A 23,504-nucleotide genomic window follows, 5' to 3' on the forward strand; every position below is an offset into this window, starting at 1 on the left:
CCAAGCCATTCACTCATACCAATAGGCAACACAAATCGATAACCTTGATAAATCATATTTCACTTTACTAAAAGTTCAGAAAAATCCTGGAAAAAATTTTGTTTTTGCTCGACTTGACAGTAAGAAAAACAATGAACACGTTGATTTAAATCATTAAAAATATAATGCGGATTTAATATGGGATTTTTTCCATGGCAGAGACGTGATCTGGGCGATGATTCGGCATTTCCAAAAGATGCCAGAAAAATATAGTGACTCTAAGTTATTATTTCACTCATAATGTTCAAATATTGATAATGCATGCAAAAGTCAACATTACAGCCACACTGCTCATTGCGTAACAATGTCCATACTATGTTGAAGGTTAACGAAATAATGCAAGGGAAAGCCGCTTCGCTTTTTTAATTAAATTAACAAGATAGCCATTCACCCTTTAATTCATTTTCTTCTATAAGTGAAGGGCGTTATTATCACGGTGATCGAGATCGCAAAATCAATAAAAGAATTTACAGCAGAAAAAAATAATAACGGGGAAGAAGAACCGGGCCACGAATGTGACCCGGTGAGCAGACGATTAGTTATTCGTCTTCAAGGTAGGTGTAACCGTACAGACCGCTTTCAAACTCTTCGAGGAACTGCGCACGCAGCTCCTCATCGATGTCCGTCTGCTTGACCTGATCGCGGAATAGCGTCATCAGTTCATCCGGGTTCAGCTGCACATACTGCAACATATCCGCCACGGTATCGCCTTCATCCGACAGCTGCACTTCCACGCTGCCGTCCGGGAAGGCAAACACATCAACCGCTTCCGTATCGCCAAACAGGTTATGCATGTTGCCGAGGATTTCCTGATACGCACCCACCATAAAGAAGCCAAGCATCGGCGGGTTGTCGATATCGTATTCCGGCATCGGCATGGTGGTGGCAATCCCGTCACCGTCCACGTAGTGATCGATGGTGCCATCGGAATCACAGGTGATGTCGAGCAGCACCGCACGACGCTGCGGCATTTTGTTCAGCCCTTCCAGCGGCAGCACCGGGAACAGCTGATCGATACCCCAGGCATCCGGCATCGACTGGAACAGCGAGAAGTTGACGTAAATCTTGTCCGCCATACGTTCCTGCAACTCGTCGATAATCGGGCGGTGCGCACGATTGCTCGGATCGAGATGCTGCTGGATGTAATGACAGATGCTGAGATACAGCTGCTCGGCCCAGGCGCGCTGGCGCAGATCATAGGTACCGGACGAATAGCCGGTGTGGATGTCGAACAGATCCATCTGGCTGTCGTGCAGCCATTCACGCAGCGAACGGCGTACGCTCGGTTCGTGCATCTCCTGCCAGGTATCCCACATGCTCTGGATCGGGCGGGGCGCATCAACGTCCGGGGCTTCCGGGTTGCTGAATTCGTTGCGCTCTACCCCAATGATGTTGGACACCAGCACGGTATGGTGCGCGGTGACCGCACGGCCGGATTCGGTGATCACCGTCGGATGCTCCAGACCGTGTTCATCGCAGGCATCGCCAATCGCCCAAATCACGTTGTTGGCGTATTCGTTCAGGCCGTAGTTGACCGAGCAATCAGACTGCGAGCGCGTACCTTCATAGTCCACACCCAGACCACCGCCAACATCGAAGCATTTGATGTTAACGCCGAGTTTCGCCAGCTCTACGTAGAAACGCGCCGATTCACGCACGCCAGTGGCGATATCGCGAATATTGGCCATCTGCGAGCCGAGATGGAAATGCAGCAGTTGCAGGCTGTCGATCCGACCGGCGTTGCGCATGATCTCAACCAGCTGCAAAACCTGCGATGCCGCCAGGCCGAACTTGGATTTTTCACCACCGCTCGACTGCCATTTACCGGACCCCTGCGACGCCAGGCGTGCACGGATACCCAGACGCGGCACCACGTTCAGACGCTCGGCCTCTTCCAGCACCAGGCGTACCTCGGTCATCTTCTCAAGAACCAGATAGACCTTGTGACCCAGTTTTTCGCCAATCAGCGCCAGACGAATGTATTCACGATCTTTGTAGCCGTTACACACGATTACCGTGCGCGTCTTACCGGCGTGGGCCAGGACCGCCATCAGCTCTGCTTTAGAACCGGCTTCCAGCCCCAGCGGTTCGCCGGAATTGACCAGTGATTCGATAACGCGTTTGTGCTGGTTAACCTTGATCGGATAAACCAGGAAGTAGTCGCCTTTATAGCCGTAGGATTCGCGGGCGCGCTTAAAGGCGCCGTTAATCGAACGCAGGCGATGCTGCAAAATCTGCGGGAAGCAGAACAACGCAGGCAGACGCTGGCCGTCAGCTTCGCGCTCTTTCACCAGCTTCGCGAGATCGACGCGCACTTCCGGCATGTCCGGATCCGGGCACACGCTGATGTGGCCTAATTCGTTCACGTCATAGTAGTTATTGCCCCACCAGGCAATATTGTAGGTGCGCAGCATTCTGCTCGCTTCCTGGTCGTTCATCGCCACCTCCTGCATGGAGCGGAGTACACCCTGTTCGCCTGCTGACGAACCCTTGATATTCTTCATGTCGTCAGACATCGCGAACCTCAATTTTCCGTTGAAATATGAAACAGTTGCCGGGTCTTGTCGTTGTAACGCCGGGAAAAAAGTGTCCCATCCTGCTTGCTGCCCCTCTGCGGATCCTGACATTAAGTGTAAAACACCGGGCCGGAGTACGTGCAGCCGGGCCAGAAATAGCCTGATTTTTCCATCGCCACAAGGCTATGAAAAACATCAACAGGGTTAGGGGAAACAGCTTAGCCGGCGCTCGTGTCGGGATAATTACCGCAACGAACAAAACTTCGACTGGAGAGAAAAACAGAAGTGGAAACGGGAAGGATTGCCAGCGCGCACGTTGAGCGCAGTGAACCGCAAAGAGAGAAAAATTGGTTCATTACTTATATCACCTCCAACGCATGCGATTAGCACGCGAGAAACGGCCTGGGTGAAGTGCAACGCACGGCGGCGTTATCCTCTTGGGCTGTGGTCGACAGCAGCCGCGTGTTATACAGCCTGACGGGTAAAATTGCAAAATCTTTGTCGGGTAACTGCGTTGTCTGTCAGGAAAATTTGCCACTTCTTCTGGTGCGTAAAATGCGGAAACTGAAAAAGCGCTGGCAATTCGTTCATTGAGTAACCTAAAATGGACGTCCAGATGGTAATCCATCTAAACTGGTTAACATCCAGGCTGTGTTGGCGCTGTGCGCATTCACTTCCTACTGCTCGCGGCTTTGCCTGAAGGGGCGTCGAGTTAAGGCCTGGCCTCGCTTACGCTATGCAGTCGAATTCAAACCATTTGTAAGGTAAAGAACAGAATGGCTAAACACCTTTTTACGTCTGAGTCCGTATCAGAAGGACATCCTGATAAAATCGCTGACCAAATTTCTGACGCCGTGCTGGACGCCATCCTTGAACAGGATCCGAAAGCCCGTGTGGCCTGCGAAACTTACGTGAAAACCGGTATGGTGCTGGTTGGCGGTGAAATTACCACCAGTGCCTGGGTTGATATCGAAGAGATCACCCGAAATACCGTCCGTGAAATTGGCTATGTTCATTCCGATATGGGCTTCGATGCCAACTCCTGCGCAGTTCTGAGCGCCATCGGTAAACAGTCTCCGGACATCAACCAGGGCGTTGACCGCACCGATCCGCTGGAACAAGGCGCCGGTGACCAGGGTCTGATGTTCGGCTACGCCACCAACGAAACTGACGTGCTGATGCCGGCACCGGTGACCTACGCGCACCGTCTGGTACAGCGTCAGGCTGAAGTGCGTAAAAACGGCACCCTGCCGTGGCTGCGCCCGGATGCTAAAAGCCAGATCACTTTCCAGTACGATGGCGGCAAAATTGTCGGCATCGACGCCGTGGTGCTGTCAACTCAGCATGCGGAAGATATCTCCCAGGCTGACCTGCGTGAAGCGGTGATGGAAGAGATCATCAAGCCGGTTCTGCCGACTGAGTGGATCAACGCCAGCACCAAATACCACATCAACCCGACTGGCCGTTTCGTTATCGGTGGCCCGATGGGCGACTGCGGTCTGACCGGTCGTAAAATCATCGTTGATACCTACGGCGGCATGGCGCGTCACGGTGGCGGTGCATTCTCAGGTAAAGATCCTTCCAAGGTTGACCGTTCCGCTGCCTACGCTGCTCGCTACGTTGCCAAAAACATCGTTGCTGCTGGCCTGGCTGACCGTTGTGAGATTCAGGTTTCTTACGCTATCGGCGTAGCAGAACCGACCTCGATCATGGTGGAAACCTTCGGTACCGAAAAAGTTGCCACCGAGCAGCTGACGCTGCTGGTCCGTGAGTTCTTCGACCTGCGTCCATACGGCCTGATTCAGATGATGGATCTGCTGCAACCGATCTACAAAGAGACCGCTGCTTACGGTCACTTTGGTCGCGAGCACTTCCCGTGGGAAAAAACCGACAAAGCGGCGCAACTGCGCGAAGCTGCCGGTCTGTAATTCTCCCCGCAGATCAAACCCGCCGCTGACGGCGGGTTTTTTTTTGCCATTTTATGTCCCCCCGCTTTTTCCGCCGCTGTCTACACTTTTGACACCCTGCTTACAACAAAATGTTAACGATTACATTTTGAAACGCTTTATATATCTGTAATTTAGGAATTTATCAGCGTAGTCATTGCGGTAAAAATGCGTTATTTTCAGCGTCGTCTGATAGCCGATATTTAGAATGATGTCAGAAACTTAACGGGTGCTATACCTTACTGGTTACAGAACCATTTCGGGCGGAAAATGCTGAATTACAGGGTTTCAGCGTGTGTAACCGATTACATTCGTGTGATCGCTCTCACTTTTTCCCGTGAGCAGGTTCCTTAACATTGATAAAAACAATGATGGATAAATTTGGAGGCAATATGCCTGGCAATACTAAAAAAAGCAGAACCTCAAATAAGGTGATGACCTTATTTGTCTGCTTTCTCGCGGCTCTGGCCGGCCTGCTGTTCGGTCTGGATATCGGTGTTATCGCTGGTGCCCTGCCCTTCATCGCAAAAGACTTTAACGTTACCCCGCATCAGCAGGAGTGGATTGTTAGCTCGATGATGTTTGGTGCGGCCGTCGGTGCCATTGGTAGCGGCTGGATGTCTTCACATCTGGGTCGTAAAAAGAGCCTGATGGCTGGCGCCATCCTGTTCGTAATCGGTTCTCTGTGGTCAGCCTTCTCGCCGAACCCGGAAATGCTGATTGTCGCGCGTGTGGTTCTCGGCCTGGCCGTGGGTGTCGCGTCTTACACCGCACCGCTGTACCTGTCTGAAATCGCTCCGGAAAAAATTCGTGGCAGTATGATTTCGCTCTACCAGCTGATGATCACCATCGGGATTCTGGCAGCTTACCTGTCTGATACCGCGTTCAGTGACGCTGGCGCATGGCGCTGGATGCTGGGCGTTATCACCATTCCGGCGGTTTTGCTGTTGGTTGGTGTGGTGTTCCTGCCCAACAGCCCGCGCTGGCTGGCCGCGAAAGGTAACTTCCGCGATGCGCAGCGCGTCCTGGATCGTCTGCGTGATACCAGCGAGCAGGCCAAACGCGAGCTGGATGAAATCCGCGAAAGTCTGAAGATCAAGCAATCGGGCTGGGAACTGTTCCAGAGCAACAGCAACTTCCGCCGCGCGGTGTTCCTTGGCGTGCTGTTGCAGGTGATGCAGCAGTTCACCGGCATGAACGTCATTATGTATTACGCGCCGAAAATCTTTGAAATCGCTGGCTTCGCCAACACCACGCAGCAAATGTGGGGAACGGTGATTGTTGGTCTGGTCAACGTGCTGGCTACCTTTATTGCTATCGGCCTGGTCGATCGCTGGGGTCGTAAACCGACGCTGGTGCTGGGCTTCCTGGTAATGGCTGCCGGTATGGGCATTCTCGGTACCATGCTGCACATCGGCATTCACTCGGCAGGTGCGCAGTACTTCGCCGTTGCCATGCTGCTGATGTTTATCGTTGGCTTTGCGATGAGCGCCGGTCCGCTGATTTGGGTACTGTGTTCTGAAATTCAGCCGCTGAAAGGCCGCGACTTCGGTATCACTGTCTCCACTGCGACCAACTGGATTGCCAACATGATCGTGGGTGCAACCTTCCTGACCATGCTGAACTCGCTGGGCAACGCGCCGACCTTCTGGGTCTACGCCGCTCTGAACGTGTTCTTTATCCTGCTGACGGTGGTGCTGATTCCGGAGACCAAAAACGTCTCGCTGGAGCACATCGAACGCAACCTGCTGTCAGGTAAAAAACTGCGCGAAATCGGCCAGCAGTAATCCGCAGATAACATGATCTGCTTGAATTAACGGGTCGATCAGCAAAAAAACCGTAGTCCCTGAGGGATTACGGTTTTTTTTTGCCCCTGATTCAGGCGATTGCTGGCGTTCTGAATACCGGTAGTGAAAACCTTAAGATAAATATCCTGCTGAAATCCCGGTTTAATGATTGCCGGACAAAGTCATTTTATTTTAAATTTTAATAACAAAGCACAATAAAAATCACCTGACATTAAATTTTCATTTTTTTATATTTTTTATAACACCAGAGAAACACATAATGAACCTATACCCTTTAATCGTTAAGGTATTGCCTTTATTTCCCGACCTCACACCTATAAACAATACTCACAACAATCAAAGCCTGGCGATCAGGAACTCCAGCGACGGGATAACAAGCAATACCTCCCATTATATTCCCCAGCGCGCCCTGTTAAATCCACAGATTAATAAATTTATGACTACGCTGGAGCGTGCCCAACAGCTTTATGGCCAATCACCTGAGAATCAGGCAAAAAATAAAAGAGATCTATCAGATAAAAATATCATCAGACAGATATACGCGAAGGGTATGAATGAAATAAGGAATCATTACCCGGAGGTCTACAAAACCATTAAAAAAACCGTCAAACAGTTAGATGCCATGTTCGAGACGCTCTCATCTGAATTCGACAGCCAGACCGGGCAGGCTGCGCTCGGCAAGACCATAAAGAACTTCTTTGGCGAGCTGCCGGCAACAGAGCTGATAAAATTAGAAAACCATATCAGAGAGGCAGTAACCAAATTCCCGATGTCTTTACATCTGCTGATGGGTGTCTACGCCAAAAATATTGCCATAGCCGATTTGGACGACAATGTGGTAGCAGCCATGGAATACAACACACTCTATCTGCGACCAGATTTTGCTAAACAATCTTATCAAAATAAAACGTCGGTCCATGAAGTGCTTCATGAAAAAACAATGGGGTTTGATGATAATTTCAACCCAATTGGCCCCGATAGCGCACCTAAACACAGTGCCAAAAAAGTAAGAAAACTGATGGCGTGTAAAAACCATCCTCAGTTTGCGCGTAAAGTTTTCAACAGCATTATTACGCCCCTGCTGCATACGCAATTACAACTCGCTTCAGGGAAAACAGGTCAGGCCCTGATGGACTGGTATTGTCATGACGCACAATTACCGACCAGGTTAAGAAACATAATGAATGATGCAAATATGATGACGGACGTATTATTCCACTTTTTTGATCGGATAAAGGATTTAAAAGAAAAGGAGTTATTGCGCTTAATTGAAATAGCTTAATTTTTGCGCTTCCCGCAGCGGTTGAGTTCGGCGGCGCAACGTTTTATGCTGCCTGCCATGAAAACACCTCGCCTGCCCATCGCTGTGCAACAAGCCGTTATGCGTTCTCTGCGCCAGTTCCTGCAACTGGCGAACGCGCGGCTGGAATGCAGTTACCCTGAACCCAAACTGGTTTATCAACAGCGCGGTACCGCGGCAGGTACCGCCTGGCTGGAACGCTGGGAAATCCGCCTCAATCCGGTGTTATTACAGGAAAATCAGCAGGCTTTTATCGATGAGGTGGTGCCCCACGAACTGGCGCATCTGCTGGTGTGGAAAAAATTTGGTCGCGTTGCCCCGCATGGCAAAGAGTGGAAGTGGATGATGGAAGAGGTGCTGGGCGTTCCCGCGCGCCGTACCCACCAGTTTGAGATCGACTCGGTGCGCAGCCGCACCTTTCCCTACCGCTGCCGTTGCCAGCAACATCAGCTCACCGTTCGCCGCCACAATCGCGTACTGCGGGGTGAAAGCGAGTATCGCTGCGTGCATTGCGGCACCCTGCTGCAACCCGGTGAATTTACAACGAGTTAGTCCGTGAATCTGATTTCGCCACCGACCGCATTCTGCTAACCTGCCGCCCTTTTTCCGCACCAGGTTAATTTTTGGAATATGTCTCGCAAAATTATCTTCGCCCTCTCCTTGTTAGTCGTCCCGCTCAGCGCCTGGAGCCTGAGTTTCAATAACTATCATCAGAATAACTTCCAGCAGGCTAAAGCGTACGCGGCCTGGATTAATGCCGACGCCCCCGGCAGTTTCTATTGCGGCTGTAAAATTACCTGGCACGGTAAAAAAGGCGAACCGGATCTCAGCAGCTGTGGCTATAACGTGCGTAAAAACGCCAATCGCGCCGCACGTATCGAGTGGGAACATGTGATGCCTGCCTGGGAGTTCGGTCATCAACGTCAGTGCTGGCAAAACGGCGGCCGCAAGAATTGCAGCAAAGATGCTGACTATCGCCGTATTGAAAGCGATCTGCATAATCTGCAACCGGCCATTGGCGAAGTGAACGGCGACCGCGGTAACTTCGCCTATAGCCAGTGGAACGGCGGCGATCAGCCTTACGGCCAGTGCAGCATGAAGATCGATTTCAAACAGAAGCTGGCTGAACCACCGGCGCGCGCACGCGGCGCCATAGCCCGGACCTACTTCTATATGCGCGACCAGTACCAGCTGCGTCTGTCACGTCAGCAGACCCAGTTATTTACCGCCTGGGATAAGCAATATCCGGTCACGCCGTGGGAGTGCGAACGCGACCGCCGCATCGCAAAAGTACAGGGCAATCATAATCCTTATGTGCTTCAGGCTTGCCAGCGCTAAAACCGCTACCCTACACTAGCTGTTTTCCGATTGGGCCGTGTCCGGGACACGGCATAACGCTGGCAGGAACCGCATGCGCATACCTCGCATTTTTCACCCCGAACCCCTCGCTGTGGACGCTGAAATCTTCCTTGATGAAGACGCAGCTAACCACGTCGGACGCGTGCTGCGCATGAGCAGCGGTCAGCGGCTTGAGCTGTTTGATGGCAGTAATCTGACTTTTGCTGCCGAAATCACCCAGGCTGATAAAAAGCGTGTACAAGTAAGAGTCCTTGCAAGCGAGGCGGATGACCGTGAATCGCCGCTGCACCTGCATCTCGGTCAGGTGATGTCACGCGGCGAAAAGATGGAATTCACCATCCAGAAATCGATCGAACTTGGCGTCAATGTGATTACGCCCTTGTTTTCTGAACGCTGCGGCGTAAAGCTGGATGCCGAGCGTCTGGCAAAGAAAATTCAGCAATGGCAGAAAATCGCGATTGCCGCCTGTGAGCAGTGCGGCCGCAATCGCGTGCCAGAGATCCGCGAAGCGATGACGCTGGAAGCCTGGTGCAGCGAAGCGGATGAGGGACTAAAACTTAATCTGCATCCTCGCGCCAGCCACAGCATCAACACGCTGCCGCAGCCGGTGGATCGCATCCGCCTGCTGATTGGCCCGGAAGGCGGCCTGTCGGCAGAGGAGATTGCTATGACGGCGCAGCATGGTTTCACCGATATTCTGTTGGGGCCACGCGTATTGCGTACCGAAACCACCGCACTCACCGCCATCACGGCACTTCAGGTGAGGTTTGGCGACCTCGGTTAAGGGATACTTTCGGGTTGTAATAAGACGCGCGCGTTACAACGGCGTCCAGACTGAACAGCGCCTGCGCTGTCCACACGGAACGGGGTGGCTGATTCCCCCTTTGAGGAGAGAATAATGATTAAGCTTGGCATCGTTATGGACCCAATTTCGTCCATCAACATTAAAAAAGACACCAGCTTCGCCATGTTGCTGGAAGCACAGCGCCGTGGTTACGAAATTCACTACATGGAGATGGGCGATCTCTCCCTGCGCGGCGGCATCACCTATGCCCGCACCCGTCTGCTCAGCGTCGAACAGAATTACGACAAATGGTACGAATTTGGCAGCGAGCAGGAGATTAAACTGGCCGATCTCAATGTGGTGCTGATGCGCAAAGATCCGCCGTTCGATACCGAGTTTATCTACGCGACCTACCTGCTGGAGCGCGCAGAAGAACAAGGCACTCTGATCGTTAACAAACCGCAGAGCCTGCGTGACTGTAACGAAAAGCTCTACACCGCCTGGTTTGCTGATTTAACCCCGGATACGCTGGTGACGCGCAGCAAAGAAAAACTGCGCGCCTTCTGGCAGGAACACGGTGACGTGATCCTGAAACCGCTGGATGGCATGGGTGGCGCCTCGATCTTCCGCGTGAAGCAGGACGATCCGAACTTCGGCGTGATCACCGAAACCCTGACCAACCACGGTCAGAACTTCTGCATGGCGCAGAATTACCTGCCAGCCATCAAAGAGGGTGACAAACGCGTGCTGGTCGTAGATGGTGAACCGGTACCTTACTGCCTGGCGCGTATTCCGCAGGGGGGAGAAACCCGTGGCAACCTCGCCGCCGGTGGCCGTGGCGAAGCGCGTCCGCTGAGCGACAGCGATTGGGAGATTGCGCGCCGCGTTGGCCCAACGCTGAAAGCCAAAGGGCTGATTTTTGTCGGTCTCGACATCATCGGTGATAAACTGACGGAAGTGAACGTTACCAGCCCGACCTGCGTGCGTGAAATTGAAGCCGCTTTCCCAATCTCCATTACCGGTATGTTGATGGATGCGATTGAGAAACGTCTGGGCTAAGGATGCCTTCGGAGCCTGCGCTCCGTGAACCACCCAATACCGGTATTGCTGCGGCAATGCCGGTTATTTTTGGTATACGAGTGAGAATGAATTTACAGCATCATTTTTTGATTGCGATGCCATCCCTACAGGATCCCTTCTTCAAACGCTCGGTGGTCTACATTTGCGAGCATAACGAAGATGGCGCCATGGGCTTAATTATCAATAAGCCGATGGATAATCTGACGGTCGAAGGCATCCTTAAAAAACTTAAAATCAGCCCATCAGAACGCGATCCAGCCATCAAGCTGGATAAACCGGTATTCGCTGGCGGCCCGCTTGCGGAGGACCGCGGCTTCATTCTGCATTCGGCTCAGCACATCTACTCCTCCAGTATCCGCATTTCCGATACCACCGTGATCACCACCTCAAGGGATGTGCTGGAAGCCATTGGCGGCGCCGCACAGCCGGAACATGTGCTGGTGGCGCTGGGTTACTGCGCGTGGGAAAAAGATCAGCTGGAGAATGAGTTGCTGGAAAATGCCTGGCTCACCACGCCGGCCTCCAGCAATATTCTGTTCCAGACGCCTATCGCCGAACGCTGGCGTGAAGCCGCCAAATGCCTGGGCATCGATATTCATAATATGACCAGCGATGCAGGACACGCCTGATGACCAGTGAAACTCTGCTGGGCTTTGATTTCGGCACCAAAAGCATCGGCGTTGCCGTCGGGCAGCAGCTGACAGGCACCGCGCGCGCGCTGAGCGCCTTAAAAGCGCAGGATGGCACGCCAGACTGGAACCAGATCGAACGCCTGCTAAAAGAGTGGCAGCCCGATTACGTCGTGGTTGGCCTGCCACTGAATATGGACGGCAGCGAACAGGAGCTGACGACGCGCGCACGTAAGTTTGCCAATCGCCTGCATGGCCGTTTTGGCGTGCGTGTCGAATTACAGGATGAGCGCCTCAGCACTGTGGAAGCCCGCGCCGACCTGTTCGAACGCGGCGGCTATCGCGCGCTGCAAAAAGGCGCCGTTGATTCGCAATCGGCGGTGATCATCCTTGAAGACTGGTTCGATACCCACTGATCCCTCAGATTAACCCCGCCTGCCGCCGCGCCTGCTCGCTCTGGGCGAAGGTTTGCATCCCGGCCTGAGCGCCGGTTTGCAGCACGCCCGGCAGCTGATGCATTTTGCCTTCGCGGATCAGATTGGCGACCGCAGGCGTGCCCATCAGCACTTCAAACACCCCGATGCGTCCGCCACCTTTCGCTGGCACCAGCCGCTGCGCCAGCACCGCTTTCAGGCTACCCGCCAGCTGGCTGCGCACCAGGTTCTTCTCCTCAGCGGGAAACACATCCACCAGCCGGTCCACGGCCTGCGTCGCGCCACGCGTGTGCAGCGTCGCCAGCACCAGATGTCCGGTTTCGGCTGCGGTTAAGGCGAGGCGGATGGTTTCGCTATCGCGCAGTTCACCGAGCAGGATCACGTCCGGGTCTTCGCGCAGCGCCGCTTTCAGGCCATAGCTGAACGAGGCGCAGTGAGTCCCCACCTCGCGCTGCTGGATCAGCGAGCGCAGGCTGTGATGCACAAATTCAATCGGATCTTCCAGCGTCAGAATATGGCGCGCCTGCTGGCGATTCAGGCGATCGACCAGCGCCGCCAGCGTGGTGGATTTACCGCTGCCGGTCGCGCCGGTGATCAGAATCAATCCCTCTTCCAGCAGCAAAAGTTGCTCCACCACCGGCGGCAGGTGCAGGCTCTCCAGCGCCGGGGCATGGCTGGCGATCAGCCGCAAAGCCAGCGATAACCCATGCCGTTGCAGAAACAGATTGGCGCGCAGCCGTACCCCGCTGGCGAGGGTGAGGGCAAAATCAATATGTCCGCCGGCTTCCAGCGCAGCCTGCTGGAGCTTGTCCAGCCACTGCGCCATAAAGGTTTCCAGCCAGGCCGCTGGCAGCTCCGTCTGGTCAGGGATCGGCTCCAGCACGCCCTGCCGTCGCCAGTGCGGCAAATGTCCGCTGCAAAGGTGCAGATCGGCGGCGTTATGCTTTACACTAAGGGCCACAACTTCATCCAAATCCATAGAACTTCTCCTGACTATGACTTCCATTGAGCACAACCTACAGCAAGTGCGCGAGCGTATCGCCGCTGCCGCCGCGCGTTGCGGGCGCGCGCCAGAAGAAATTACCCTGCTTGCGGTAAGTAAAACCAAACCTGCGAGCGCGGTCGCAGAAGCGATTGATGCCGGGCAGCGCGCGTTCGGCGAAAATTACGTGCAGGAAGGGGTTGAAAAAGTCACCGCGCTGGCCGCACATCCAGATCTGCAATGGCACTTCATTGGACCGTTGCAGTCGAATAAAAGCCGTCTGGTGGCGGAGCATTTCGCCTGGTGTCACACCGTGGATCGGCTGCGTATTGCGCAACGTCTTAACGACCAGCGTCCGACGCATCTGCCGCCGCTTAATGTGTTGATTCAGGTAAATATCAGTGACGAGAACAGCAAATCTGGCATCATGCTGGAGGCGTTACCGGCGCTGGCGCAGGAAATTTCCGCGCTGCCGCAGCTGCGCCTGCGCGGCCTGATGGCGATTCCGGCACCCGAGCAGGATTACGATCGTCAGCTGGCGGTTTGTCAGCAAATGGCCGCCGCATTTCATGCCCTGCAACAGGAATACCCTGACGTCGATACGCTTTCTCTGGGAATGAGCGACGACATGGAAGCGGCCATCGCCGCTGGCAGCACCATGGTGCGAATTGGCACCGCTGTATTTGGCGCGCGGGATTATGCGCGTACTTCACAACAATAATTGAGGAACCTCATGTTAACACTGACGTTTTTAGTCAAAACGCTGATCGACCTGTACGTGATGGTATTGCTGCTGCGCATCTGGATGCAGTGGTCGCGCTGCGATTTTTATAATCCGCTGTCGCAGTTTGTCGTGAAGATTACCCAGCCAATCGTCAAACCGCTGCGTCGCATTTTGCCAGCGCTGGGACCGATTGATACCGCCTCGCTGCTGCTGGCGTTTGTGCTGACCACGCTGAAGTATCCGATACTGCTGCTGATTCAGGTTGGCGTGTTCTCGGTGGACCCGACCAACCTGCTGGTCGGTCTGCTGTCGCTGGTGAAGTCTGCCGGTTATCTGGTGTTCTGGGTGATCATCATCCGTTCGCTGATGAGCTGGATCAGCCAGGGCCGTGGACCGATTGATTACGTATTGATTCAACTGACCGAACCGCTGATGGCGCCGATTCGTCGTATTCTGCCCGCGATGGGCGGCATCGATTTTTCTGCCATGATTGTGATTCTGGTGCTGTATGCGCTGAATTTCCTCGGCATGGACCTGTTCCCTGGTCTCTGGTATTTGCTGTAATTCGTTAATCTGGAACTGTTATGCAAAAAGTTGTTCTCGCCACCGGCAATCCGGGCAAAGTTCGTGAACTGGCCGACCTGCTGGCGGACTTTGGCCTCGATATCGTGGCGCAAACCGAACTGGGCGTGGAGTCAGCGGAAGAAACCGGTCTGACTTTTATCGAAAACGCCATCCTCAAAGCGCGTCATGCGGCTCAGATCACCGGCCTGCCTGCGATTGCTGACGACTCTGGTCTGGCAGTGGATGCGCTGGGCGGCGCGCCGGGCATCTACTCGGCGCGTTACGCCGGTCTGGATGCCAGCGATCAGCAAAACCTGGAAAAGCTGCTGGTCGCGCTGGAAGCTGTGCCTGATGGTCAACGTCAGGCGCAGTTCCACTGCGTGCTGGTCTACGTTCGCCACGCTGCCGATCCGACGCCGCTGGTGTTCCACGGCAGCTGGGCGGGTGAAATCACCCGTGCAGCCGCGGGTCAGGGTGGCTTTGGCTACGATCCGATCTTCTATGTGCCCGAACTGGGCAAAACGGCAGCTGAGCTGAGCAAAGACGAAAAGCGCGCCGTCTCTCACCGTGGAAAAGCATTGACGCTGCTGCTGGATGCGATGCGCGATGCCTGATTTACCACCGTTAAGCCTGTACATCCACATTCCGTGGTGTGTGCAGAAGTGTCCGTACTGTGATTTCAACTCCCACGCGCTGAAAGGCGAGGTGCCGCACATCGAGTATGTGCAGCACCTGCTGAACGATCTCGAGCAGGATTTGCCGCTCGCCAGTGGCCGTGAGGTTCGCACCATTTTTATCGGTGGCGGCACGCCCAGCCTGCTGAGCAGCAATGCGATGCAGATGTTGATGGATGGCGTGCGTGCGCGCCTGCCCCTTGCGGCTGACGCTGAAATCACCATGGAAGCCAATCCCGGTACGGTGGAAGCCGATCGCTTTAGCGGCTACCAGAAGGCCGGGATTAACCGCATTTCCATTGGGGTGCAGAGTTTCAGTCCCCAGAAGCTGGAGCGCCTGGGACGCATCCACGGCCCGGAAGAAGCGAAGCGGGCCGCGCATCTGGCTGCCGGTCTCGGCTTGCGCAGCTTTAACCTCGATTTGATGCATGGCCTGCCGGATCAGTCGCTGGAGGAGGCGCTCGACGACCTGCGCCAGGCGATTGCGCTCAATCCGCCGCATCTGTCGTGGTATCAGCTGACCATTGAACCGAACACGCTATTTGGTTCACGTCCGCCGGTGCTGCCGGATGATGACGCGCTGTGGGATATCTTCGAACAAGGCCATCAGCTGCTGACGGCGGCAGGTTATCAGCAATATGAAACCTCGGCCTATGCGAAGCCCGGCTACCGTTGCGAGCATAACCTTAACTACTGGCGCTTTGGTGATTACCTCGGCATTGGCTGTGGCGCCCACGGCAAGCTGACGCAGCCCGATGGCCGCATTGTCCGCACCGTGAAAACCCGCCATCCGCGTGGTTTTATGAAGGGAAATTACCTCGATAAGCAGCATGAAGTCGCCGAGGCAGATAAGCCATTCGAGTTCTTTATGAACCGCTTTCGTCTGCTGGAAGCGGCTCCGCGTGCCGATTTCCGCCGCTATACCGGGATGGATGAGGTGGTTATCCGTCCGCAGATTGATGCGGCGATCGCGGCCGGTTATGTGGTTGAAACGGATGAGCACTGGCAGATCAGTGAGAAAGGGAAGCTGTTCCTGAATTCGCTGCTGGAGCTGTTCTTAGCGGAAGAGTAATCGCCGTTGCGGGTCGGCAGACATGCCGACCTTACGTTCGCTTGTAGGGTGCGAATTTATTCGCACCCTCGCAATCAGTTTCGCTCCGTATTTTGTCTCAGCTGAAGCAGGTGGGTGTTAATCAACGCCACGTTAACTTCACAGGGTGTCCCATCATCAAGATACACCGTCTCATTAATCTCCAGAACGGCATCATTAGCATTGAGATTCAAGAGATTAAGCTGTTCCTGATCCGTCAGGTTTATCGCGTTTAAATGCTGGTCCCTGCGCTGCACTTTCTTACCGGTGATCTGCTCAATGTAGGAATATTTCGAGATCTCAAGCTTGCTGAATTCCATGCTGCTGAACATATTAACCGGCAAATGAATATGCTCCAGCGCCACCGGAATATCATCAAAACACATCAGACGCACGATTTTATACACCTGATCGCTGTTCTTGATGCGTAAAGCCTGCGCCATATCGGGCGTCGGGACTTTCATGATACTGACGGTAATCACTTTTCTGATCCCTTTGTAGCCCTTTTTCTGCGCCTGATAATCAAACGGGGATAGCGCATGGAAACGCCCGGAATGGTTACTTTTGCCAATCGAGCCAACAAACAGGCCCGACCCCTTCACCCGGTAAATTCGCTGCTGTTCCATCAGAATTCGGGTTGCTTCGCGCACAGTGGCGCGTGTAATGCCGATGTTTTTCGCAATCGCAATTTCAGTGTCGAGTTTATCTCCGGGCAGAAGCCCCTCTTCTTTAATTTTGCGGAGGATGTAATCGACAACCTCTTTCTGCTTCTCAGTAATGCCATCGACCATCAACGTTGTTCCCGATAAGAGTAGGCTCCGGCTTCAGTGAGCCATGAGTGCACATGTATGCCTGAGTTTATTTTCTGAGTACCAGCCTGAGCACATGAGGATGTGATCCAGTTAACGAATTTGCACTCAATCTCAGGGTGTCCAGCCAGATTTCAATCCTACATATTGTATCTATACACGTCCATGTGCATTATCAAGATGACTAGACACATTAAACATGTCTAGACTTAATTACAAATTCAAATGATATGATTATAAATATAATCAATATCAACAGCATAAAAACAAAATCATCAGTGATTACGCGTAAAAACCAGGTGCAGTAACAATCAGACCAACGCCAAATGACTGGACACCTTTACCGCAAAGATGGCCGTAAATGTCCGGGTTACTGTAGAACACAGAGCAAAAGCGAGAGCCGTTATGGTCAACAGAGAGTTAGCAAACGCGATTCGATTTCTCAGCATTGATGCGATCCAGAAGGCCAATTCGGGACATCCAGGAGCGCCGATGGGGATGGCAGACATTGCTGAAGTGGTGTGGCGTCGTCACCTGCGTCACAACCCGAAGAACCCGAAATGGTTCAACCGCGATCGCTATGTTCAGTCCAATGGGCATGGTTCGATGTTGCTGTATTCCCTGCTCCACCTGACGGGTTACGATCTGAGCATTGCCGACCTTCAGCAATTTCGTCAGCTGCATTCGCGCACCCCAGGCCATCCTGAATATGGTTACACCCCTGGGGTCGAGACCACCACCGGCCCGCTTGGTCAGGGTGTCGCTAACGCTGTCGGGATGGCGATTGCCGAAAAAGCCCTTGCCGCGCAATTCAACAAACCCGGCTTTGCCCTGGTCGATCACTATACCTGGTTGTTTTTAGGCGATGGCTGCCTGATGGAAGGCATTTCCCACGAAGCCTGTGGCCTCGCCGGAACGCTGCAACTCGGCAAACTGATCGCCGTGTGGGATGACAACGGCATTTCTATCGATGGTCACGTAGCAGGATGGTTCTCCGAAGATACAGCTGCACGCTTCCGCGCCTATGGCTGGCATGTGATTGAAGGTGTTGATGGCCATGATGCGGCGGCGGTCGATGCCGCGGTACGTGAAGCGAAAGCCGTGACTGACAAGCCAAGTCTGTTATGTTGCAAAACCATCATCGGCTTCGGTTCACCAAATAAAGCCAACAGCCATGATTGCCACGGTTCGGCGCTCGGCAGCGATGAAGTTGCATTAGTTCGCGAGGCATTAAACTGGCCCTATGCCCCTTTTGAAATCCCGGCTTCTCTCTACCAGGCATGGGACGCAACGGCGCAGGGGGCAGAAAATCAGGCCGCATGGGACCACCTGTTTGCATCTTATCAGCAAGCATGGCCTGAACTGGCGCATGAATTTAGCCGCCGGATGCAGGGTGAATTACCCGAAAACTGGGCGCAGGATATGGACAGCTACATCGCCGGGTTACAGGCGGCTCCTTCCAGCCTTGCCACCCGCCAGGTGAGTCAAAAATGCCTGAACCACTTCTCAGGCCTGCTGCCAGAATTGCTGGGTGGCTCGGCTGACCTCTCACCGTCGAATCTGACCAGACAACAGACTTCTGTCGATTTCAGTGCGGCCAACCCGGCAGGAAATTATATCTCCTACGGCGTTCGCGAGTTTGGTATGTCAGCCATTATGAATGGGCTGGCATTGCATGGCGGCTTTATTCCTTATGGCGGTACTTTCCTGATGTTTATGGAGTACGCGCGCAACGCGGTGCGCATGGCGGCGCTGATGAAGATTCGTTCGGTATTCGTCTATAGCCACGACACCATTGGCCTCGGAGAAGATGGCCCCACTCACCAACCGGTTGAACAGCTCGCCGCGCTCCGGCTAACCCCAAATATGGAAACCTGGCGTGGCTGTGATCAGGTGGAAGTGGCGATGGCCTGGCGCCAGGCGATTGAACGTAAAGATGGGCCAACCGCGCTGATCCTGACCAGACAGCCGCTGCCACAGCAGCCGCGTTCCGCTGTGCAACTGGCTGATATTGCACGCGGAGGTTATGTCCTCAGTGATTGCGCCGGGACGCCGGAAATCGTGCTGATCTCGTCCGGTTCGGAAATAGAGCTGGTCGTTGGCGCGGCTGGCGTGCTGCAACAGGAAGGCCACAAAGTTCGCGTAGTTTCTATTCCCTGCACCGAACGTTTTGATAAGCAGGATGAGCAATATAAAGAATCAGTGTTGCCGAAAGAAGTTCGCAAGCGTCTGGCGGTAGAAGCCAGCATTGAAGGGTTCTGGCAGCGCTATACCGGTCTGGATGGGAAAGTCATTGGTATGAAATCATTTGGTGAGTCGGCTCCGGCAAATGTCCTGTTCAAACATTTTGGCTTTACCCAGGAAAATGTACTGGAAGCAGCCCGTAGCTTACTTCAATGATTTCTGACACCCACGTTATGCAGGAAATAAATATGTCAAATCTGTCCAAATGGCTGAGTGATGAGAAAATTCAGTACCTCGAAAATGTCGCCGACTGGAAAGAGGCTATTCAGGTTGCCGGACGCCCGCTGCAAAAAGAGGGTGCCATTTCTCAGCACTACATTGATGCGATAATTCAGCAAAAAGAAGATATCGGTCCCTATTTTGTTATCGCTCCGCGCATCGCGATGCCACACGCTCGCCCTGAACAGGGCGCAAATAAACTGGGATTGTCGATCGTTAAACTCGGCAATCCGATTAATTTTGATGCTGACGAAAATGATCCGGTTGACGCGATTTTTATGTTCTCAGCCCCGGACAGTAATAGTCATATTGAAATGATTTCTCAGCTGGCAGAAGTGCTTTCAGATGATGACACCATGAGTCGCTTCTTTAACGCACGCAGTCAGGAAGAACTTAGCGCCATTTTATTGGCAAACAACACAGTTAATTAAAAGAACGCGAACAGAATAGCAACCAGGAGATGTGATATGAAAATTATGGCGGTTTGTGGCTCAGGCCTGGGAAGCAGCTTCATGATGGAAATGAACATTAAAAAAGTTCTGAAAAAAATCGAAGTTGTTGCCGATGTTGAACACTCAGACTTAGGTTCGGTAACACCTGATGTCGCCGATATATTTGTCATGGCAAAAGATATCGCCTACAGCGCGAACCTTCCTGCCGAAAAGGTCATTATTATTAATAACATTATTGACCTCAAAGAAGTTGAGCAAAAGATTAGCGAATATTTTAACAAAAGCTAACTCAACTTGTTGAAACAGAACTCTTGCCGCTGAGGTTAACATGTTTATTCAGAACCTTTTATTGGTCGTTGTCGACGTGCTAAAAGTCCCCTCTATCCTGGTTGGATTAGTGGCGTTATTCGGGCTTGTCGCACAAAAAAAACCGTTTCCTGATGTTGTCAAAGGCACCGTAAAAACCATTCTTGGTTTTTTAGTGCTGGCTGGTGGTGCAACGGTGCTGGTGGGTTCGTTAAGCCCGCTGGGAGATATTTTCAAACATGCCTTTAATGTTCAGGGAATTATTCCCAACAATGAGGCAATGGTATCTATCGCGCTGGATAAATATGGTGCGCCGACGACGTTGATCATGGCCTTTGGTATGGTGGCTAATATCGTCGTTGCCCGCTTCACCCGACTGAAATATATCTACCTCTCCGGTCATGTTACCTTCTATATGGCCTGTATGGTGGCAATTATTCTGTCGGTAGCCGGTTTTGAAGGTGTGCAACTTATTTATACCGGTTCACTGGCTCTGGGCATGATGATGGCATTTTTCCCGGCACTGGCTCAGCCACATATGCGGAAAATTGTGGGCCACGACCAGGTAGCGTTAGCCCATACCGGGACGGTAGGTTATGTTCTGTCCGGCTGGATTGGTTCATTAGTCGGGAAAGGGTCAAAATCGACCGAAGAGATGAACATGCCAAAAAACCTGAGTTTTTGCGTGACAGCACCATCTCAATTTCCCTGACCATGATGATTATCTACTTTATTTTGTCAGTTTCGGCAGGCAGCGAATATGTAGAAAGCCAGTTTAGTCATGGTCAAAACTACCTGGTATATTCCTTCGTGCAGGCAATTACCTTTGCAGCAGGTGTCTTTATTATCCTGCAAGGTGTACGTCTGATTCTGGCGGAGATTGTCCCGGCGTTTACCGGCTTTTCAGAAAAACTGGTGCCAAATGCCAGACCAGCCCTCGACTGCCCGATTGTTTTCCCTTATGCGCCAAACGCGGTACTGGTTGGCTTTATTTCCAGCTTTATCGGCGGCCTGGTCGGGTTATTTATTCTCGGCCAGCTCAAGTGGGTATTAATTTTACCGGGCGTGGTACCACACTTCTTCTGTGGGGCCACCGCAGGTGTCTTTGGTAATGCGACTGGCGGTAAGCGTGGTGCCATGCTGGGCGCGTTTGCTCATGGCGTGTTAATTACCTTCCTGCCTGTGGCGCTGTTACCGGTGCTGGGCGCACTGGGCTTAACCAATACAACCTTCTCGGATACTGACTTTGGCGTGGCGGGGATTATCCTCGGCAATATGGCGCGCTTTATGGACAAAGGCACCATCACGATGGCAATCACCGGGATTTTTGCTCTGCTGGTTATCTATAACTTCGCGACGGGCAATAAGGCTGTAGCCGAAGAGGCGAACAACGAGTAAAAGATTAAGGGGCTGATATCAGCCCCTTTAATTTAATTCTTGAGTCCCTGCACCAGGCTTTTACGCTGCCCTTCCAGATCCGTCACGCGATTACACACCTCATGACCAAAGTTCTGGAAATCCTGCTCCTGTTTGTTCCATTCGGTTTGAATCGATTGCTGTAAACCACCGAGATTGCCCATCAGCGCCTGCAACGGGTTGCCGCCGTTACCAGCCTGCTTGCTGCCCATCTCGTTCAGACTATCCTGCAGGATGCCGCCCATGGTGCTCTGCACCAGTTTTTCGCCCTCGGCATGAACCTGGTCAATCGCCTGATGATGGAAGGTCAGGCCGTCGCTGCGGTGTTCGATAATGCGGTTCATCTGCTGCTTCAGCTGACCATCCAGCGTGCTGAGACGATTACGCACGTTGCTGTTCGGACCGAGCTTTTCAACAATTACCTTATCCAGCGCGATACGGCTACGTTCCAGACGGCTGCTGGCACCCTGATCGATCCAGGGTAAATCGCGACGCAAGGCGTTCTGGTAGTCGATCGCTTTCTGACGGGTGGCGTTATCAACGTTCACTCGCTGGCCGTTAAACTGCACATCACCCTGCGGCGAGATCTCAAGATTGCCGTTCGCGCCCACGACCTGCACGCTTTGCGGTTTAATGATCACATCATCCTGTGGCTTAACGCTGCATTCATAAGCAGCCTGAGCCTGGGTCGCCGCCAGCAGCAGCGCAGCGATAAGAACCTTACGAATCATGAAATCTCCTGCGTTTGTATTCCCCTGGGATCTGCGGCCGTCAACCAGGTCGGCATAAATGCCGACCCTACGCGTAGGGTGGCCATTAATGGCCACCGTCAGGCCGGTGCGGCCCTTAACCAGGTCGGCATAAATGCCGACCCTGCGCGTAGGGTGGCCATTAATGGCCACCGTCAGGCCGGAGCGGTCATAAAACCGGTTGGCATGAATGCCCACCATCAACGCCGCAGCACTGTTCCTTAGTCCCACCAAACATCAAAGAGTTCAGTCACCTGAATATCGGCCAGCTGGCGGTTCTCCAGCCATTTGCGCACCAGCTCGCGGTGCTCATCGGTGCACTTGCCGGTCTGCTGTAAACAGACCAATCCTTCCCACACCAGATAGCCGCTGCCATCGTAGGCCAGACCGTTCGGATCAATCACCTCGTTGATAAACTGATCCAGCGTCTGATCAATCTGCTCCTCGCTGGTGCCTTCGGCGAAACGCCAGGCCACCGAGAAACCCAATTCCTGAAACTCATCAATATGCAATTTTTTACGTAAACGACGGCTGCGCTGTGTGGCCATTATTTCACCCTCTCAAACATCAGATCCCAAACGCCATGGCCCAGTCGCTGCCCGCGTTGCTCAAATTTAGTTAACGGACGCGTATCCGGACGCGGCACGTAATCATGACTTTCTGACTGGTTATGATAACCATCGATGCTGCTCATCACTTCCAGCATATGGTGTGCATACGCTTCCCAGTCGGTTGCCATATGGAACACGCCACCCAGCTTCAGCTTACGCATCACCAGCTCGGCAAAGGGTACCTGGACAATACGACGTTTGTTGTGGCGCACTTTATGCCACGGGTCCGGGAAGAACAGCTGCACCATACGCAGCGAATTATCCGGGATCATCTTCTCCAGCACTTCAACCGCGTCGTGACACATCACGCGCAGGTTTTCCACGCCAGCTTCTTTCGCCGAGCCAAGGCAAGCGCCAACGCCCGGAGCATGTACCTCAATGCCGAGGAAGTTTTGATGCGGGTTATTGCTCGCCATCGTCACCAGCGATGCCCCCATACCAAAACCGATCTCCAGCACCACTGGCGCATCACGCCCGAACAGCGTGGTCAAATCCAGCGGAACCTGTTGAAATTCAACGCCCATCTCCGGCCAGTATTGATCGAGCGCCAATTGCTGTCCTTTAGTTAACCGCCCCTGGCGGCGCACAAAACTGCGGATCCGGCGCAATGGCCGCCCGTTCTCATCAAATTCTGGGGTGATGACGTCATTAATCATGTCAAAGCCTGCTGATTAGCCTGTTCAGGGAAACGCGCATTATGCAAAGTTCAATAGCAGAAGCAAGCCTTTGCAATCTTCCGGTTTACACCCTGATGTCTCTGTGCTGGAAT

At 53.2% G+C, this 23,504-nt stretch carries 22 protein-coding genes and 1 pseudogene; 17 read left to right on the forward strand and 6 right to left on the reverse strand.

All coding sequences use genetic code 11. From position 1 onward, the window contains the following. Positions 1-578: 578 nt before the first annotated feature. Positions 579-2,555 (reverse strand): biosynthetic arginine decarboxylase, encoded by a 1,977-nt coding sequence (gene speA / locus AC6I8V_RS16430; RefSeq protein ID WP_497843291.1) that lies wholly within the window; start codon positions 2,553-2,555, stop codon positions 579-581. A 776-nt stretch (positions 2,556-3,331) separates the two neighbouring features. Between speA and metK the strand changes: the two genes are divergently transcribed. The 9 genes from metK to ruvX all read left to right on the forward strand — a co-directional run bounded on the left by metK (position 3,332) and on the right by ruvX (position 11,877). Next, the gene (metK, locus tag AC6I8V_RS16435) at positions 3,332-4,483 is read left to right on the forward strand and encodes a methionine adenosyltransferase (RefSeq protein ID WP_084876587.1); all 1,152 of its coding nucleotides are present in this window, start codon (positions 3,332-3,334) and stop codon (positions 4,481-4,483) included. Between the two features lie 410 nt (positions 4,484-4,893). Beyond that, on the forward strand, positions 4,894-6,288 hold the full coding sequence (locus tag AC6I8V_RS16440) for a sugar porter family MFS transporter (RefSeq protein ID WP_497843292.1): 1,395 nt from the start codon (positions 4,894-4,896) through the stop codon (positions 6,286-6,288). Between the two features lie 280 nt (positions 6,289-6,568). Then, on the forward strand, positions 6,569-7,591 hold the full coding sequence (locus tag AC6I8V_RS16445) for a hypothetical protein (RefSeq protein WP_497843293.1): 1,023 nt from the start codon (positions 6,569-6,571) through the stop codon (positions 7,589-7,591). Positions 7,592-7,648: 57 nt separating this feature from the next. Then, positions 7,649-8,161: a SprT family zinc-dependent metalloprotease gene (locus AC6I8V_RS16450; protein WP_497843294.1), complete on the forward strand. Its 513-nt coding sequence runs from the start codon at positions 7,649-7,651 to the stop codon at positions 8,159-8,161. 78 nt (positions 8,162-8,239) lie between these two features. Continuing rightward, positions 8,240-8,947, forward strand: coding sequence for a deoxyribonuclease I (gene endA / locus AC6I8V_RS16455; RefSeq protein WP_497843295.1), 708 nt, complete (start codon positions 8,240-8,242; stop codon positions 8,945-8,947). Between the two features lie 73 nt (positions 8,948-9,020). Further along, positions 9,021-9,752: a 16S rRNA (uracil(1498)-N(3))-methyltransferase gene (gene rsmE / locus AC6I8V_RS16460; protein ID WP_497843296.1), complete on the forward strand. Its 732-nt coding sequence runs from the start codon at positions 9,021-9,023 to the stop codon at positions 9,750-9,752. 114 nt (positions 9,753-9,866) lie between these two features. Then, positions 9,867-10,811, forward strand: a complete 945-nt coding sequence (gshB, locus tag AC6I8V_RS16465) for a glutathione synthase (RefSeq protein ID WP_497843297.1) — start codon at positions 9,867-9,869, stop codon at positions 10,809-10,811. 86 nt (positions 10,812-10,897) lie between these two features. Next, complete coding sequence (locus AC6I8V_RS16470; protein WP_497843298.1) at positions 10,898-11,461, forward strand: YqgE/AlgH family protein; 564 nt, start codon at positions 10,898-10,900, stop codon at positions 11,459-11,461. Continuing rightward, a complete protein-coding gene (gene ruvX, locus AC6I8V_RS16475) occupies positions 11,461-11,877 on the forward strand; it encodes a Holliday junction resolvase RuvX (protein WP_497843299.1) in 417 nt (138 codons plus the stop codon). Before AC6I8V_RS16470 ends, ruvX begins: the two co-directional genes overlap by 1 nt. Positions 11,878-11,881: 4 nt before the next feature. Here ruvX and AC6I8V_RS16480 read toward each other — a convergent pair whose 3' ends face one another. Further along, on the reverse strand, positions 11,882-12,874 hold the full coding sequence (locus AC6I8V_RS16480) for a type IV pilus twitching motility protein PilT (protein WP_497843300.1): 993 nt from the start codon (positions 12,872-12,874) through the stop codon (positions 11,882-11,884). Positions 12,875-12,890: 16 nt separating this feature from the next. On the opposite strand from AC6I8V_RS16480, the gene AC6I8V_RS16485 reads away from it, so the two are divergent. The 4 genes from AC6I8V_RS16485 to hemW are packed head-to-tail and all read left to right on the forward strand — an operon-like array spanning position 12,891 to position 15,911. Then, a complete protein-coding gene (locus tag AC6I8V_RS16485) occupies positions 12,891-13,598 on the forward strand; it encodes a YggS family pyridoxal phosphate-dependent enzyme (RefSeq protein ID WP_497843301.1) in 708 nt (235 codons plus the stop codon). Positions 13,599-13,610: 12 nt separating this feature from the next. Next, complete coding sequence (locus AC6I8V_RS16490; protein ID WP_497843302.1) at positions 13,611-14,165, forward strand: YggT family protein; 555 nt, start codon at positions 13,611-13,613, stop codon at positions 14,163-14,165. 20 nt (positions 14,166-14,185) lie between these two features. After that, a complete protein-coding gene (locus AC6I8V_RS16495; RefSeq protein WP_497843303.1) occupies positions 14,186-14,779 on the forward strand; it encodes an XTP/dITP diphosphatase in 594 nt (197 codons plus the stop codon). After that, positions 14,772-15,911, forward strand: a complete 1,140-nt coding sequence (gene hemW / locus AC6I8V_RS16500; RefSeq protein WP_497843304.1) for a radical SAM family heme chaperone HemW — start codon at positions 14,772-14,774, stop codon at positions 15,909-15,911. Before AC6I8V_RS16495 ends, hemW begins: the two co-directional genes overlap by 8 nt. A gap of 74 nt (positions 15,912-15,985) precedes the next feature. Here hemW and AC6I8V_RS16505 read toward each other — a convergent pair whose 3' ends face one another. Then, on the reverse strand, positions 15,986-16,720 hold the full coding sequence (locus AC6I8V_RS16505) for a GntR family transcriptional regulator (protein WP_497843305.1): 735 nt from the start codon (positions 16,718-16,720) through the stop codon (positions 15,986-15,988). Between the two features lie 423 nt (positions 16,721-17,143). Between AC6I8V_RS16505 and tkt the strand changes: the two genes are divergently transcribed. The 4 genes and pseudogenes from tkt (at position 17,144) to ulaA (ending at position 21,357) form a co-directional block, all read left to right on the forward strand. Beyond that, positions 17,144-19,138: a transketolase gene (gene tkt, locus AC6I8V_RS16510; protein WP_497843306.1), complete on the forward strand. Its 1,995-nt coding sequence runs from the start codon at positions 17,144-17,146 to the stop codon at positions 19,136-19,138. A gap of 32 nt (positions 19,139-19,170) precedes the next feature. Then, positions 19,171-19,632 carry a PTS sugar transporter subunit IIA gene (locus AC6I8V_RS16515; protein ID WP_497843307.1) on the forward strand — a complete coding sequence of 154 codons (462 nt, stop codon included), beginning with the start codon at positions 19,171-19,173 and terminating at the stop codon, positions 19,630-19,632. A gap of 36 nt (positions 19,633-19,668) precedes the next feature. Then, on the forward strand, positions 19,669-19,941 hold the full coding sequence (locus tag AC6I8V_RS16520) for a PTS sugar transporter subunit IIB (protein ID WP_497843308.1): 273 nt from the start codon (positions 19,669-19,671) through the stop codon (positions 19,939-19,941). A 40-nt stretch (positions 19,942-19,981) separates the two neighbouring features. Further along, a pseudogene (gene ulaA / locus AC6I8V_RS16525) lies at positions 19,982-21,357 on the forward strand (PTS ascorbate transporter subunit IIC). 32 nt (positions 21,358-21,389) lie between these two features. On the opposite strand, the gene AC6I8V_RS16530 reads toward ulaA, so the two are convergent. The 3 genes from AC6I8V_RS16530 to trmB all read right to left on the reverse strand — a co-directional run bounded on the left by AC6I8V_RS16530 (position 21,390) and on the right by trmB (position 23,391). Continuing rightward, positions 21,390-22,106: a YggN family protein gene (locus tag AC6I8V_RS16530; protein ID WP_497843309.1), complete on the reverse strand. Its 717-nt coding sequence runs from the start codon at positions 22,104-22,106 to the stop codon at positions 21,390-21,392. A 239-nt stretch (positions 22,107-22,345) separates the two neighbouring features. Further along, a complete protein-coding gene (locus AC6I8V_RS16535) occupies positions 22,346-22,672 on the reverse strand; it encodes a YggL family protein (RefSeq protein WP_497843310.1) in 327 nt (108 codons plus the stop codon). After that, positions 22,672-23,391: a tRNA (guanosine(46)-N7)-methyltransferase TrmB gene (gene trmB / locus AC6I8V_RS16540; RefSeq protein WP_497843311.1), complete on the reverse strand. Its 720-nt coding sequence runs from the start codon at positions 23,389-23,391 to the stop codon at positions 22,672-22,674. Before trmB ends, AC6I8V_RS16535 begins: the two co-directional genes overlap by 1 nt. Positions 23,392-23,504 lie beyond the last annotated feature (113 nt).

The sequence above is a fragment of the Pantoea sp. X-Soil-TKNS-1207 genome, assembly GCF_059730485.1.

Bases quoted from the DNA above. Each gene is read 5' to 3' on its own strand.
- AC6I8V_RS16505 (WP_497843305.1), bottom strand. From the start codon at position 16,720: ATGGTCGATGGCATTACTGAGAAGCAGAAAGAGGTTGTCGATTACATC.
- AC6I8V_RS16440 (WP_497843292.1), top strand. From the start codon at position 4,894: ATGCCTGGCAATACTAAAAAAAGCAGAACCTCAAATAAGGTGATGACC.
- AC6I8V_RS16485 (WP_497843301.1), top strand. From the start codon at position 12,891: ATGACTTCCATTGAGCACAACCTACAGCAAGTGCGCGAGCGTATCGCC.
- tkt (WP_497843306.1), top strand. From the start codon at position 17,144: ATGGTCAACAGAGAGTTAGCAAACGCGATTCGATTTCTCAGCATTGAT.
- AC6I8V_RS16515 (WP_497843307.1), top strand. From the start codon at position 19,171: ATGTCAAATCTGTCCAAATGGCTGAGTGATGAGAAAATTCAGTACCTC.
- rsmE (WP_497843296.1), top strand. From the start codon at position 9,021: ATGCGCATACCTCGCATTTTTCACCCCGAACCCCTCGCTGTGGACGCT.
- hemW (WP_497843304.1), top strand. From the start codon at position 14,772: ATGCCTGATTTACCACCGTTAAGCCTGTACATCCACATTCCGTGGTGT.
- ruvX (WP_497843299.1), top strand. From the start codon at position 11,461: ATGACCAGTGAAACTCTGCTGGGCTTTGATTTCGGCACCAAAAGCATC.
- AC6I8V_RS16530 (WP_497843309.1), bottom strand. From the start codon at position 22,106: ATGATTCGTAAGGTTCTTATCGCTGCGCTGCTGCTGGCGGCGACCCAG.
- metK (WP_084876587.1), top strand. From the start codon at position 3,332: ATGGCTAAACACCTTTTTACGTCTGAGTCCGTATCAGAAGGACATCCT.
- gshB (WP_497843297.1), top strand. From the start codon at position 9,867: ATGATTAAGCTTGGCATCGTTATGGACCCAATTTCGTCCATCAACATT.
- AC6I8V_RS16495 (WP_497843303.1), top strand. From the start codon at position 14,186: ATGCAAAAAGTTGTTCTCGCCACCGGCAATCCGGGCAAAGTTCGTGAA.
- AC6I8V_RS16520 (WP_497843308.1), top strand. From the start codon at position 19,669: ATGAAAATTATGGCGGTTTGTGGCTCAGGCCTGGGAAGCAGCTTCATG.
- AC6I8V_RS16445 (WP_497843293.1), top strand. From the start codon at position 6,569: ATGAACCTATACCCTTTAATCGTTAAGGTATTGCCTTTATTTCCCGAC.
- AC6I8V_RS16535 (WP_497843310.1), bottom strand. From the start codon at position 22,672: ATGGCCACACAGCGCAGCCGTCGTTTACGTAAAAAATTGCATATTGAT.
- trmB (WP_497843311.1), bottom strand. From the start codon at position 23,391: ATGATTAATGACGTCATCACCCCAGAATTTGATGAGAACGGGCGGCCA.
- AC6I8V_RS16450 (WP_497843294.1), top strand. From the start codon at position 7,649: ATGAAAACACCTCGCCTGCCCATCGCTGTGCAACAAGCCGTTATGCGT.
- AC6I8V_RS16490 (WP_497843302.1), top strand. From the start codon at position 13,611: ATGTTAACACTGACGTTTTTAGTCAAAACGCTGATCGACCTGTACGTG.
- speA (WP_497843291.1), bottom strand. From the start codon at position 2,555: ATGTCTGACGACATGAAGAATATCAAGGGTTCGTCAGCAGGCGAACAG.
- endA (WP_497843295.1), top strand. From the start codon at position 8,240: ATGTCTCGCAAAATTATCTTCGCCCTCTCCTTGTTAGTCGTCCCGCTC.
- AC6I8V_RS16480 (WP_497843300.1), bottom strand. From the start codon at position 12,874: ATGGATTTGGATGAAGTTGTGGCCCTTAGTGTAAAGCATAACGCCGCC.
- AC6I8V_RS16470 (WP_497843298.1), top strand. From the start codon at position 10,898: ATGAATTTACAGCATCATTTTTTGATTGCGATGCCATCCCTACAGGAT.